The 13,780-nt window shown below is 41.0% G+C and carries 15 protein-coding genes and 1 riboswitch; of the genes, 14 read left to right on the top strand and 1 reads right to left on the bottom strand.

The features are described from left to right. Positions 1 to 13 precede the first annotated feature (13 nt). The 11 genes from SporoP17a_RS08230 (at position 14) to SporoP17a_RS08180 (ending at position 9,927) form a co-directional block, all read left to right on the top strand. Complete coding sequence (locus SporoP17a_RS08230) at positions 14 to 1,207, top strand: CbiX/SirB N-terminal domain-containing protein (RefSeq protein ID WP_083034228.1); 1,194 nt, start codon at positions 14 to 16, stop codon at positions 1,205 to 1,207. 1,258 nt (positions 1,208 to 2,465) lie between these two features. After that, on the top strand, positions 2,466 to 2,768 hold the full coding sequence (locus tag SporoP17a_RS08225) for an urease subunit gamma (RefSeq protein ID WP_083034227.1): 303 nt from the start codon (positions 2,466 to 2,468) through the stop codon (positions 2,766 to 2,768). A gap of 30 nt (positions 2,769 to 2,798) precedes the next feature. Beyond that, complete coding sequence (locus SporoP17a_RS08220) at positions 2,799 to 3,122, top strand: urease subunit beta (RefSeq protein ID WP_083034226.1); 324 nt, start codon at positions 2,799 to 2,801, stop codon at positions 3,120 to 3,122. After that, positions 3,119 to 4,837, top strand: a complete 1,719-nt coding sequence (gene ureC / locus SporoP17a_RS08215) for an urease subunit alpha (RefSeq protein ID WP_083034225.1) — start codon at positions 3,119 to 3,121, stop codon at positions 4,835 to 4,837. The genes SporoP17a_RS08220 and ureC overlap by 4 nt, the downstream gene beginning before the upstream one ends. 10 nt (positions 4,838 to 4,847) lie before the next feature. Next, positions 4,848 to 5,303 carry an urease accessory protein UreE gene (gene ureE / locus SporoP17a_RS08210; protein WP_083034224.1) on the top strand — a complete coding sequence of 152 codons (456 nt, stop codon included), beginning with the start codon at positions 4,848 to 4,850 and terminating at the stop codon, positions 5,301 to 5,303. After that, on the top strand, positions 5,296 to 5,982 hold the full coding sequence (locus SporoP17a_RS08205; protein WP_083034223.1) for an urease accessory protein UreF: 687 nt from the start codon (positions 5,296 to 5,298) through the stop codon (positions 5,980 to 5,982). Before ureE ends, SporoP17a_RS08205 begins: the two co-directional genes overlap by 8 nt. Positions 5,983 to 6,019: 37 nt before the next feature. After that, the gene (gene ureG, locus SporoP17a_RS08200; RefSeq protein ID WP_083034222.1) at positions 6,020 to 6,640 is read left to right on the top strand and encodes an urease accessory protein UreG; all 621 of its coding nucleotides are present in this window, start codon (positions 6,020 to 6,022) and stop codon (positions 6,638 to 6,640) included. After that, positions 6,633 to 7,457, top strand: a complete 825-nt coding sequence (locus tag SporoP17a_RS08195; RefSeq protein WP_083034221.1) for an urease accessory protein UreD — start codon at positions 6,633 to 6,635, stop codon at positions 7,455 to 7,457. Before ureG ends, SporoP17a_RS08195 begins: the two co-directional genes overlap by 8 nt. 621 nt (positions 7,458 to 8,078) lie before the next feature. Beyond that, on the top strand, positions 8,079 to 8,516 hold the full coding sequence (locus SporoP17a_RS08190) for a HicA family toxin-antitoxin system (RefSeq protein ID WP_237262407.1): 438 nt from the start codon (positions 8,079 to 8,081) through the stop codon (positions 8,514 to 8,516). 94 nt (positions 8,517 to 8,610) lie between these two features. Next, positions 8,611 to 8,713, top strand: a riboswitch (TPP riboswitch). Positions 8,714 to 8,803: 90 nt separating this feature from the next. Beyond that, entirely contained in the window at positions 8,804 to 9,499 is a 696-nt protein-coding gene (gene tenA / locus SporoP17a_RS08185; protein WP_083034220.1) for a thiaminase II, read from the top strand. Positions 9,500 to 9,582: 83 nt separating this feature from the next. Then, complete coding sequence (locus tag SporoP17a_RS08180; protein WP_233193530.1) at positions 9,583 to 9,927, top strand: DUF3889 domain-containing protein; 345 nt, start codon at positions 9,583 to 9,585, stop codon at positions 9,925 to 9,927. Between the two features lie 150 nt (positions 9,928 to 10,077). Here the strand turns inward: SporoP17a_RS08180 and hpaB are convergent, their stop codons facing one another. Beyond that, the gene (gene hpaB, locus SporoP17a_RS08175) at positions 10,078 to 11,517 is read right to left on the bottom strand and encodes a 4-hydroxyphenylacetate 3-monooxygenase, oxygenase component (RefSeq protein WP_083034218.1); all 1,440 of its coding nucleotides are present in this window, start codon (positions 11,515 to 11,517) and stop codon (positions 10,078 to 10,080) included. A gap of 157 nt (positions 11,518 to 11,674) precedes the next feature. Between hpaB and SporoP17a_RS08170 the strand changes: the two genes are divergently transcribed. From SporoP17a_RS08170 to SporoP17a_RS08160, 3 genes are all read left to right on the top strand, one after another. Further along, a complete protein-coding gene (locus SporoP17a_RS08170; protein ID WP_083034217.1) occupies positions 11,675 to 12,265 on the top strand; it encodes a hypothetical protein in 591 nt (196 codons plus the stop codon). A gap of 78 nt (positions 12,266 to 12,343) precedes the next feature. After that, complete coding sequence (locus tag SporoP17a_RS08165) at positions 12,344 to 12,646, top strand: rhodanese-like domain-containing protein (RefSeq protein WP_083034216.1); 303 nt, start codon at positions 12,344 to 12,346, stop codon at positions 12,644 to 12,646. Positions 12,647 to 13,007: 361 nt separating this feature from the next. Next, positions 13,008 to 13,721: an N-acetylmuramoyl-L-alanine amidase gene (locus SporoP17a_RS08160; RefSeq protein ID WP_083034215.1), complete on the top strand. Its 714-nt coding sequence runs from the start codon at positions 13,008 to 13,010 to the stop codon at positions 13,719 to 13,721. Positions 13,722 to 13,780: the final 59 nt, after the last annotated feature.

Below are 13,780 nucleotides of genomic sequence, written 5' to 3'. Positions count from 1 at the left end.
GAGGTTGGAAGTTATGACTACTTGGAATTTAACGCAAATGCAACGACATGTGCTCATCTGCAACGGATCTACTTGTATGGGAGCGGGAGCTGAGGAAGTCACCCAACAGATTCGTGACGAAATCCGCATAAATCGTTTAGACGAAAAAATTCATACATCGCGCACACGTTGTAACGGTCGCTGTAAAGATAAATGTGTCGTCATTGATTACCCAAAAGGGACATGGTACTCCGTGCAGCAAGAAGAAACAGCGCGTGCTATTGTTCATGAATCCGTAGCAGAGAATTCCATAATTTATTCAATGGAAAACGGTGAACGAAAACGTGGTGAATCACGCTTTAAAGGAATCAATAAATATCGAAAAAAAAGAGGGCCGAAGAAAAAAGCTGCATTATTTGTCGGACACGGGAGTCGATTGGAGGCAGGAAACGAAGAAGTCCGCCAATTTATCGACCGGATAAAAGGGCAGGTTGATCCGACTTTACTGGTAGAAACTTGCTTTCTTGAATTCGCATCCCCCACGATCGAAGACGGTATTCAATTGTGCATTGAAAAAGGTGCGGATGAAGTTCATGTGATTCCCATTATCCTGTTGCATGCAGGCCACTCAAAACTCCATATACCAGCAGAAATTGAACATGCGAAAGAGCATTTTCCGGATATTCACTTCACTTATGGCCAAACGATAGGTATTCATGAGGAAGTAATTGATATCTTACTGACAAGACTTGCTGAAGTAGGATTTGATGTGAATCAAAAGCATGAAGATACAGCCATTCTCTTTATTGGGCGAGGCAGCAGTGACATGGATGCGAAGGCAGATTTTTATAAGATCAGTAGTTTGCTGTGGGAGAAATTGCATGTGCCCATAGTTGAAAATGCCTTCATGGGAGTGACGACGCCCACGGTGCAGGAAGGAATGGAGCGTTGTATAGAATTAGGTGCAAAGAGAGTTATTATGCTGCCATACTTTTTGTTCACGGGAATTTTAATGGAACGAATGAAAAAATATGCTGGACAGTTCAGAGAGGATCATCCAAATACGACGATCGAAATTGCTGAGTACTTTGGCTATCATCCAAATTTACAGACCGTATTGCTGGAACGCATGAATCAAGCATTAGATGGTACTTCGACCGGCATGCAAGATTTAGAGAACTTCCGCAAATATGCAGAAGAACATGGATATGAGCACCATCATCATTAAACAGTCATACGGTATTTTTTAGGTATCGGCTTGAGACTCGGGATGAAGAATCTCATTTTTACTTAGGAGACGGTGAATGATAGGAATGACCATAGGCAAGAAATTTAATATAGTAGTGGAAAGAAAAACCAACAAGCATTAAAAATGCTTTAAACTCTTGCTGTACATTTTCCCCCGCTCTTTTCTGGTCGCAGACGCTGTCTGTCATGATTGGCCAGAACGGAAGCGGGGAATTCGCGTTGTTAAAAGGCATCTGCAAGATCAACAAGTATGATTGTTAAAAGATTACGTTTTATTAATAAATGTTACACAAAATATCGGTAGTCAGTCAGGGATCCCAACCAACTATAAGTTGCCTATATACGAACTTACTTATATGTACTGAAACAGAAAAAAGCTGTTACAGAACGTAGGAGGAAGTGTGGATAGAAGAATTCAGGGTAAATGGCATTCCTATCCGCCTTTGGTCAAGCAGACAAAAACAGAAGATAGGATCTTCGGATAAACAAATAGGGAGCAGCAAATAATGGAGCCTATGAACCGCTGTTACCGAAAAAACCGTCCGTACAGTGGGTTTACTACACCACCTGAGCGAGCAGTCAGGCTGATGTAAGATAACACTGAATTTGTATTGAAATCAGGTATTGGTAAAAATCTTACAGCCTATTTTTTCGTACGGAAATAGTAGCATCACGGTTGGAGATAAGTATTGTTTCATACCAGCCTTTCCATAAGCGGGAACACTTGAATCTTCCCCAAGAAACTGTACAATAAATTAGTAGCAGAAACTCCAAACTACTTTCCTTAACTTTGTGGTAAAGAAAGTAGACTATCCTTCCTTTCCAGTTGTTTGAAGTATGTAAAAGCTCACCGATCACCCCCTGACGGCATGAGTCATTAACAAACCAACTGCGAATAGACCATTAAATAAAACATCTGATTACTTTGTCGTACAATTCGAACCTATATTTGATAGAACAAATGATCTCTACGGCAATCGCTAGCTTTTTGCAGCGAAAAGTTAAACAAGGCAACGTTTATGCTAACTTGCATTAGGGTAAACTGCGAGAAGTTGTATTTATTATATGCACATGAATTAGTTCATATGTAGTATGTGATGGGAAAATGTAGAGTATAGAAGGAATCGTCATGTGATCGGAATTTTCACGCTTGAAAGAAGGTTAAGTGAATTATATAGGATTCAATTGGAGTAAAGAGCAGTACTGCAATATATTATTTTATTTTAGGAGGTTGAACCATGCGCTTACTACCGCGTGAAATTGATAAATTAATGATCGTCGTTGCTGCAGACCTTGCCAGAAGACGTAGGGAGCGAGGACTTAAGCTGAACCACCCAGAAGCAATCGCTCTTATTACATATGAGGTGATAGAAGGTGCAAGAGACGGTAAAACAGTTGCGGAACTTATGGCTTACGGCGCGACGATTTTATCCCGTGAAGATGTAATGGATGGAATTCCAGAAATGATTGATGATATTCAAGTAGAAGCAACGTTCCCGGATGGGACGAAATTAGTTACAGTGCATAACCCGATAAGATAAATGTTTATGAAATAGAAAGGGGACGTAACGATGATACCAGGCGAATATATTTTAAAAAATGAACCAATCATTTGTAATGAAGGTGCAGAGAGTATACATGTACAAGTTATTAATCATGGCGACAGACCCATCCAAATCGGTTCTCATTACCATTTTTATGAAGTGAATAATGCATTAAAGTTTGATCGAGAAGTGACATATGGTAAACGTCTCAATATTCCTGCGGGCGCTGCTGTTCGTTTTGAGCCGGGCGATGAAAAAGAAGTACAGCTAATTGACTATGCTGGAGAAAGAGAAGTGTACGGATTTCACAATAAAGTAGACGGAGCATTGGAAGGCGGGAATACAAAATGAGTTTTAAAATGGATAGAGAGCAATATGCTCAAATGTACGGACCGACAACCGGAGACTCTGTCCGACTAGCAGATACAGATTTATTTATCCAAATCGAAAAAGACTACACGAAATATGGAGAAGAAGTTGTGTTCGGTGGCGGGAAAGTCATTCGTGATGGAATGGGACAGCATCCGTACATTACGCGCGAAGAGGATGAACGCGTACCTGATACAGTCATAACAAATGTCGTTGTACTTGACTACACAGGTATATATAAAGCAGATCTTGCCATTCGAGACGGTAAAATTTCGGGTATAGGCAAAGCTGGGAATCCCCTTGTGCAAGACAAAGTGGATATTATTATTGGAACGTCCACTGAAGTTATTTCGGGTGAAGGTAAAATCATTACTGCCGGTGCAATTGATACGCACGTGCACTTTATTAATCCGGCACAAGTAGATGTCGCGCTTACTTCGGGAACGACAACACTAATCGGTGGTGGAGCTGGACCAGGAGATGGTTCTAGAGCTACGACTGCCACACCGGGTGCTTGGCATCTTCATTCCATGCTGAAGGCTTTGGATGGACAACCGATCAATATCGGTTTAACAGGGAAAGGGCATGCAGCAGCAGGAGGCCCATTAGCTGAACAAATAATTGCCGGTGCGATTGGTTTGAAAGTTCATGAAGATTGGGGCGCGACACCGTCTGTTCTCGATCATGCATTACGCATTGCTGATGAATATGACGTGCAAGTCGCACTTCACGCGGATACATTAAACGAATCCGGATTTTTTGAAGATACGATCAAAGCCATTGATGGTCGCGGTATCCATATGTACCATACAGAGGGTGCAGGAGGCGGACATGCTCCGGATTTGATTAAATCTGCAGGCATGATGAACGTGTTGCCGGCTTCTACCAATCCGACATTGCCGTATACAATTAATACAATTGATGAGCATTTGGATATGGTGATGGTAGCGCATAACTTAAATCCTTCCGTGCCAGAAGATATCGCATTTGCAGATTCACGTATTCGCAATGAAACGATTGCAGCGGAAGATATTTTACAAGACCTAGGTGTCTTTAGTATGACAAGCTCCGATTCTCAGGCGATGGGCCGTATCGGAGAAGTTGCACTTCGCACATGGCAAGTAGCTCACAAAATGAAAAAACAGCTTGGAGTTATGGAAGGCGATCATGAGCATTCCGATAATAATCGAGTAAAGCGCTACGTCGCTAAATATACGATTAACCCTGCGATTGCTCACGGTGTATCCGATTATATTGGCTCAATTGAAGTCGGGAAGATGGCCGACCTTGTCCTATGGGATCCAAAATTCTTTGGCGTTAAACCGGAAATGATATTGAAAAGTGGAATGGCAGTCTTTAGCTTAATGGGAGATGCCAATGCGACGATCCCGACGCCACAACCCATGATTTATCGTCCGATGTATGCAACACTCGGTAAGGCATTGTCGCAAAGTTCTATTACATTTGTTTCCCAAATTGCATATGATCAAGGGATAAAAGAGAAGCTTGGACTTGAAAAAGTGGTACTGCCTGTTCGCAATATACGCAGTCTTACGAAAAAAGATATGAAATTAAATACAGCTACACCAGATATTGATGTAGATCCACAAACGTATGAAGTGAAAATCGATGGGAAACTTATCACATGCGATCCGATTGACGTAGTACCAATGGGTCAACGCTATTTCTTATTCTGAGGTGAAGAAAATGATTGTAGAAGAAGTCTTAATGAACGTTAGGGATTTAGATCCAAGTAAGTTGGAAAGCCTTCATAAAGAGAAAGTGTACTTAGAAAGCGCGCATTTAATGAAGAGAATTCAACGTGTGGAAACCGATCACGGGCGTGAAATTGGAATTCGATTAAAAAAACCGCGTGATTTGGAAGCGGGAGACGTTCTTTTTATGGATGATAAAAATATTATTTTGATTGATGTACTTTCTGATGATTTAATTATTATTAGCCCACGCACGATGCTTGAAATGGGAACGATTGCTCATCAGCTTGGAAATCGTCATTTACCTGCGCAGTTTGAGGATCAGGATATGCTTGTTCAGTATGATTATTTAGTCGAGGACTTGCTACAAGAAATGGGTATTCCATTCAAGCGAGAAGAACGGAAAGTTGCAAAGGCTTTCCGTCATATCGGGCATAGCCATGACTAATAACGCACTGTCTTTGTTACAGCTATGCGATTCCAGTTTTCCTATTGGCTCTTTTAGCCAATCATTTGGACTGGAAACATATATTCAAAACGACAAGGTTACCGATGCCAATACGTTTTCTGATTGGTTGAATGTCTATGTGCATGAACAGCTTGCGTATGCAGATGGTTTGGCTGTAAGACTTGTTTATGAAGCACTTGATACGGATGATCTTGATAGGATTTGGGAATTGGATCGCATATTGACTGTGCAGAATCTTGCTCGCGAATCACGTGATGGGACACAGCGTATGGGTGACAGGATGTTAGATATTGCTGAATCTATTTACAAAATACCGGTGTTATCTATCTACGCGCAGAAAATTCATGACAAACAAGCTTTCGGCCATCCGGCTATTGTTTTTACAATGATCGGACATCACCTTCAAGTAGAAAAGAATACGACGATTTTATATTATTTATATTCGACGGTCGTTAGTCTTGTGCAAAATGCCGTACGGGCCATCCCCCTTGGACAAACTGCAGGGCAGAAGATTATTTACACGTTTCAACAACAACTTCAGCAAACAACAGAAAAAATTATGGAGTTAGATCAAGAAGAGTTTGGTGTCGTATCGCCAGGACTCGAACTTTCACAGATGCAACACGAACGTGTTGGGATACGTATTTTTAGTTCATAATAAACATAATGAAATTGACAATAAGGATGTGCTTAGAATGGGAGCAATTAAAATAGGTGTCGGCGGACCAGTGGGCGCAGGAAAAACCATGCTGGTCGAAAAGATTACACGCGCTTTAGACGGTGAAGTAAGTATGGCAGTCATTACTAATGATATATATACGAAAGAAGATGCCAAGTTTTTAGTCGCAAACGGTATACTTCCAGAAGACCGCATTGTTGGAGTGGAAACAGGAGGCTGTCCACATACGGCAATTCGTGAAGATGCATCAATGAACTTTGCAGCGATTAATGAATTGGAGGAAAAACACTCAGACGTCGAGCTGATTTTCGTAGAGAGTGGCGGTGATAATCTAGCGGCTACATTCAGTCCGGAACTCGTAGACTTTTCCATTTATATAATTGACGTAGCCCAGGGTGAGAAAATCCCGCGTAAGGGCGGACAAGGAATGATTAAATCAGATTTGTTTATTATAAATAAAACTGATTTAGCGCCATATGTCGGAGCAAGTCTTGAAGTCATGGAGTCTGATACAAAAGTATTCCGAGGAAATAAACCTTTCTTTTTCACTAATTTAAAAGATGATCAAGGATTAGATGAAGTGGTAGAGTGGGTCAGGAAGCATGCTTTGTTGAAAGGACTAGGACAAGATGTCTGAATGGACAGGCGTTCTTGACCTTGTCATGGAAAATCGCCTAGGGCGCTCCGTGGCAAAAAGTGTCTACTTTCAGGGTGCGTTTAAAGTGATGCGCCCTGTCTATTTCAATAATAATAATTATCCATGCTATTATTTATTGAATCCTGGCGGTGGCTATTTAGATGGGGATCGGTATCAAATGAAAGTTACGCTTGGTGAACAAGCGAAGCTGACATTGACAACTCAATCGGCGACAAAAGTATACAAAACGCCCACCAAGCAAGTGTACCAAGAGGCAATCTTTCATATGAAGAAAGACAGTTATCTAGAGTACTTACCAGATGCAATTATTGCATACAAAGATGCTAGTAGTTATCAGAAGAATAGTATATATATGGAAAAGGGCGCAACATTGTTATATTCCGATATTTTAACTCCTGGCTGGTCGCCGGAAGGAGAAAAATTCAGCTACGATATGCTTCGTTTGAAAACGGAGATTTATATGGAACAACAACTAGTTGCCTTTGACCATATTAAACTTCATCCAGCATCTCAGCATATGAATGGGTTAGGCTTTATGGAAGGGTACACACATTTAGGTTCGTTCATTGTCGTTGGAGAAAAAACAAGTGATGCTTTATTGGATCGGCTATATGAGACGATTCAACAAGAAGCTGGAGAATTTACATTTGGATTATCTAAGCTTGCTGTTCCGGGCTTCACCATCCGTATATTAGCAAACCAGACGCAAGTCATAGAGCGGATTATTTCAGTCTGTCACCATTTGATTAGCGACGAATGGTATCAAACGAAACCAAGTTTTTTAAGAAAGTACTAAAAACGGCCCGACAATTCTGAAGAGTTGTTGGGTTTTTTCGTAAAACAGACTACTTTTACACAAATAACTATATGACTTCTAGTTCGCGCATTGGAATGTCTTCGAACCACTTAGGTACCAGTACAACAAAATAGTTAGCGTGCCATTTCAAATGATTGAAAAACAGAAATCAGGGTATCATTAAACATGAGAGTGAAGACATTTCATAAGCTGTACCCTGATATCAATCCAAGTAGAATTATTAGTGTTTTGAGTGTATAAGCTCAACTGTGTATAGTAGTAATAGCTGTAATAAGGTCGTTACACCAGTGGGAATTTGTTATGCAGGCTAATAATGAGCAAAGTGATCATAGATCGAACGGCTATTAGGCTGACCGTGATCATCAATTTTTCACTTGATTTTGGTTTTATTTCAAGTGTCTTGGCACTATGATTGGTCTGACAACAACCTATTGCTGAGATGTATTTAAATTAACTTTTTTGAAGAGGAATTTATAAATGAATTTGAACGACTGGGAAATAAAAGTTCGGGCTAGATCACTTGAATTAGTAGTAGTGGATGAAGTAAGATGAGCTATTCTGTAGATAAAAGACTTGATACTATTTTTGGAGGTGGTTCCTGTGGTAGACGACTTTGAAGCGGAAAAGGTTTTTGAAGACAGGCATTACGAGCGAATTCAGTTTAAGCTCATCTTGGAAGGTCGTAAGTATAAGGGTGACTATCACGATGGTGAAATTCATTGGCTCCATCCACATCCCAAGCAAGATGTCGGTGAAGAAGAAATAATTGCCATAGAGGATAAAGTGTTGGAGTTGTTATCTGAGCAAGGGATTCGGAATGAAGCGGATAATATTGAAATCGAACGTTCGATTAGCAGCAATCAAGCCCGACCACTTCAGATATTTAAATTGAAGATTCAGGGTGAAGAGTTTAAAGGAACTTTTATTAATGGTGAAATTGAATGGTTTCATCCTAAACCAAGACGTAAGCTAAAAGAAGAACGCGTGAAAAAGATAGAAGAAGATGTTCAGAAAAAGCTAAAAGATCATCTAGAATAATAAATGAATACTTCGTGTCTCTTGTCAAAATAATCTCAATTTGTTTGACTCCTCTGACAAGATATGTCTACAATGGATATACAAATGAAATAGTCGTTACCGCTAGGGGTGCTCTACGGAGCTGAGAGAAGCATTTTGCTTTAACCCTTTAACTTGATCCGGTTCATACCGGCGTAAGGAAGTGGTGCTGATGTTACGTAGCCTATTTTCGTGCTCTGTGATGTCTCTCCGCCACTTCTGGTCAAGAAGTGGTTTTTTCATTTACTACGAAAAAGGGGAGAGTATACATGAAGTTCACTGAGCGTTTGTTAGAGAAGACATTACCGATTTGGAGACAGAATCATAGCCACCCATTTGTTCAGGAGATTGGCAGTGGCGCGCTAGATCAAGAGAAGTTTCGTTTTTATATGGTGCAAGACTATTTGTATTTAATTGACTATGCGAAAGTGTTTGCTGTAGGCACGATGAAAGCGACCGACGTCGAGATGATGGGGAAATTCGCTGCGTTGCTTAACGGTACATTAAACACAGAAATGGAGCTTCATCGTAAATACGCAGCTCGTTTTGGCATTACAGAAGAAGAACTTGAGAATGCAAAGCCGTCTCCAATTGTCCTGGCATATACGCACTATATGCTGCATGTCAGTCAAAACGGTTCGTTAGCGGAAGTTGTCGCTGCATTATTGCCGTGTGCGTGGAGCTATTGGGAGATCGGCAAAGAGCTGGCTGAGTTGCCGGGAGCGTTGAATCATCCTTTGTATGGTGACTGGGTTCGCATGTACTCATCAGAAGATTTCGGAGAGTTGGCTACTTGGTGCTTAGAATTAATGGATGAAACTGCAGAAGGAAAACCTGAATCAGAATTACTTAGATTAGAGGAAATTTTCCTTAATACGACTCGTTACGAGTATATGTTCTGGGATATGGCGTATACAAAACAAATGTGGCCTGGTGTGCAGGAAGAGCAGACGATGACAACCTAAACAAGAAAAACATCAGATAACTTTTGTGATATTTATTTTTAGAATTGATTGACTATAAACAGCGCATGCTATTCTTGAAGGAGGTGTGCGCCATCTTTGCGAAAATAAGTTTGGCACTTGGCGTTTTATTGACAAGTGGCTCGGGCATTGGTGATCCGCCATTTACTGCATTTAGTAAAGTGGAAGTACCGGCATATGCCAAATGGTCAAGACTCGCTATCAAGCAAACGATGCTCAAATATCCTCATGCAGATATCAAGGATTATTTGCATCTCGCAACCGACTCAAAGCAAGTTACCAGTGTGGAGAAGTTTCAGCTCTGGTTAAAAGAGGAAGGGCGGGAGTTCGGTGTGATTGTGAGTGTCACCTATTCAGCTGAAACAGGTAAATTCATTCGCATTGACTTTCAAGAAATACCTGTTAGATAATACAACGCCCCTAGGCTATATAATCTGGCCTAGGGGCATTGTGTTATTCGGTAACTTTTGATAAAAGAAAATGTGAGTCTTGATGTCGTTAGTGAACTACCTGTAATAGATATGTGTCTGAATAGTTTAGGTGAATTGCTGACATCATACTTAATCTGAAAGTAAACGACGTATCATTTCCTGCCCTGCATCTTTAGGATAGGATCGGTACAGATGACCTGATAAGCGCACTGGATCTCCGAAGAAATACCGTTCATATTGTGTTTGTCTTGTGCCGAAAGAACTCATCGTTAAATCCCAAGCCAATCGAAACAGTTGTACACGTTCTATCGCGGTTTTTGTAGCTCCTTGTAAGTATTTTGCTAGATCAGGTTGAATAGTCGACTGGAAATCCTTATCCGTAGGTAACGCAACCATCCCGCTGGCTCCAATCAGCTGAATGATCTCACTGAAACGCGGGTAGACTTTCGGGAAAATATTGCTGGCTACTTGAAGTGGTATGGCACTTGGACACATATATCCCCATTGGTCGAATACCGCATCAGCCTCCGATTTATCTCGTAATGCCTTCATGGTTTCAAGTCCAATAATTATTTCAGACAGTTTTTCTTGAATGTGAAGATATTCCGCTATATTAATCGTTTGGACGAGCTGTTCTGCTAAATTCAGCATGAACTCCGTTTTGACGATCTGTCTCGTAATGACTTGATGTGTGGCAAACGGGTGGAACGAACTCATAGAAAAAAACTCTGATGCTACTTCGGCATTGTGATGAAAGAATACACGTTCCCACGGGACGAGAACATTATCGAAAACAACTACAGCATCCATCTCTTCAAACCTTGAACTCAGTGGGTAATTAAATGTTGAACTCCCACCTACAAATGATTCTCTACAAAGAAAGCGCAAACCTTCTGTATCGGAAGGAATTGAAAAGGCGAAAGCTTCGTCAGGATCCCCAAGAAACGAGGGCGTGCTAAATACCAATACCTCATCCGTCAAGCCACCCTGTGTTGCAAGTAGCTTTGCTCCTTTAATAATAAGCCCTTCCGATGTCTTGCCTACAATTTTCGCGGAGACCGGTTCATCCGACGTATGAAAGGCACTTAGAGATCGATTGACCTGTGGCGCAATGAAAGTGTGAGTAAAAGATAAGTCCTCTTCACGTGCTCGTTCATACAGGGCTTGAATATGTTCTGGATAGCAGTTTTCCTTGCCGAGCAAATGGGGAGAAGAAGAGGCAAAGCTCATGATCACCGTATTCAGGTAATCAGGACTCCTGCCAAGTAAGCCGCAAGAAAGTCTAGCCCATTCTTCTGTCATGACTCTGCGTTTCCGTAAATCCGCTTTGGTTTTGGGCTGTAAGTAAGAAAGTCCAATTTGCTCATTTGTGACTGGCGAAACATATGTCATTAGAGACTTATGTGTGGGTGACAGCTGTAAATCATATAGAGAAGCCTTTGTTTCTATAAGCCCTTTAAAAGCCGGATGTTCAGAGATAGGTCCATTCAATTGTTGTCCATCCAGCCAAATCTCAGCGTTCTGCTCATTTATTCTACGTACAAACTCTTTACCATTTATAGCACCCATACTATTCCTCCCGAATTTTCTAGTTGGTATAGTATATTATGAAATCTTCATAAGTGATTTAGATTACCGTTGACTAGAACACACGATAGACAAATTTGATACAATACAGAAAGAATACATAGAAAATATATCAGAGTAATTGAAAGGCGTGTATACAATGAATGAAGAATTAGTACTGAAATATATTGTGGCGTGCACGAATCTGTATGGGATTGTACCTATTGAAAAAGTAATTGAGATCTACAATGACCAAAATGAAGAAAAGGTTTTACTGAATGAAGTGGAAAATTTCTTGCAGTCAGAGCAAGTAAAAGCAGAACTAGAGGGGAGTTTCGTTTATATTCAATCCAACGAATTTGTAGCTGAAGCGACTAGCGAAGAGGATGAAACAGAAATCCTAAAACGAAATGCAGCCGGTAAGCCGTATTATGTACCAGAAAAAGATGAATTACTGCGATTCATTGACGAAGAATATTTTCAAGAAACATCAGAGCAGTCAATAGTCAAGGATATGCTAAAACAGGACTTCGGTGATCAATTGGATGTAGACGAAGAAGTATCCGAACTAGTATATAATTTGCAAGTCAGTGGCGGTGACTTCATGACGGAACTTTCATTATTTATATCCGGGTTGGAACTGCCTATTAAAGAATCCGAGCGCTATATCCCGGCAATTGTTGAATTAGCCGAGACAACTAGATTATGGGAAAACCGTGGGCATACTATGAAAGAATTACAACAGCACTAATTAGTTCATTTCAATAGACAATGCTTAACTCTGCAAGATAGAATAAGGGTACATTAAACACTTTGGAGGATACTACTCATGACCTTAAAGGAATTAACTGCAAAAGAAGTACAAGAGCAACTAGAAAACGGTAAAGAACTGAATATCATCGATGTACGTGAAGACAACGAAGTAGCAGAAGGCATTATTCCAGGTGCGCAACACATCGCGCTTGGTGACCTACCTGTTGCAATGCATGACTTAAATACTGAAACGCCTTACATCCTCGTATGCCGTTCAGGCGGCAGAAGTGGTCGCGCGCAAGAGCTGATGGCAGACGAAGGATTCGATGTAACAAACATGGTAGGCGGCATGTTAGCTTGGGAAGGAGAAACAAAATAATTTGTAAAACCAAAGCTGTCGTAAGAAGTGAAAATCTTCTTATGACAGCTTTTTTGTGTTTGCATTCTTCCGTAGAGTGTCTCATTTGTTGCGTAGTAACGTAGTGTGTGCTTATAACACTTCAATTACACGTTTAAAAGCTGTACGTCGTTGTGGGCGGTGACTCAGGGAAGATAAGATCTCCGGGGGCTTTCCTGAACGCATCCGCCTGGAACGCGGTGCATTGATACCTTTACCTTTGAAATTCTATTGCGTAAGCAAAGTGATCTTCACTTTATATAACTCTAAATGGTTATCATCTACTACGTAGACATAACCTTAAAAGACCAAGCGTATAGTGAAAGAAAAAGGCGGTGTCTGTATGAAAAAGTGGCTTGTGGCAGGGTTGCTAATATTTTTCTCGTTAGGTGGAGTGTTATACGGAGTCAAAGCATCTGATCGTGGCTTCTTTCTGCCCTCAGAACTCGGTGGGGTAAGTATTCTCATTGATCCTGGACATGGCGGGGAAGACGGAGGTGCTTCGGCAGGTGAACTCATTGAAAAAGATATTACATTGAACATCTCTCATGAAGTGAGTAAACTATTGAAGAAAAAAGGTGCAACTGTAGAAATGACGAGGGAGAAAAGCGGCGACGCAGTAGCGGAACATGCACCATCCGAGACGTTTACTTCAATGCGTAGCAGGAAGTTCGCAGACCTGAAACTACGTGAAAGCATGGCAATAGAGTCTAAGCCAGATCTATTTATTAGCGTACATGTTAACGCAATTCCTGAAGAACGCTGGAGAGGGGCGCAAGTGTTCTATCATCCAGGTGGTCATCCGGAAGGTAAGCAACTGGCGACATCCATACAAAATGAGTTGCGTGATCAGTTGAAAAATACAGAGCGAGAGGCCATGAAAATCACGGGGGTCTATTTATTGAAAAAAGTGCCAGTGCCGGCTGTGTTGGTGGAAACAGGATTCTTATCCAATCCGGAAGAAAGAAAACTATTGGCAAAGAAATCGTATCAGAAAAAAGTGGCTGCAGCCATTGTAGATGGAATTGTGAAATATCAACTTGCTGAAGAACAATGAAGCATATGACGTTTTAGTGAATAGGGAATATGATATACTGAAAGGGAGTGAATGAATTC

This window comes from Sporosarcina ureae, from assembly GCF_002082015.1.
GTDB classification, from domain to species: domain Bacteria; phylum Bacillota; class Bacilli; order Bacillales_A; family Planococcaceae; genus Sporosarcina; species Sporosarcina ureae_A.
The sequence above is the reverse complement of the archived record's forward strand: the minus strand, read 5'-3'. Positions and strand labels throughout refer to the sequence as shown.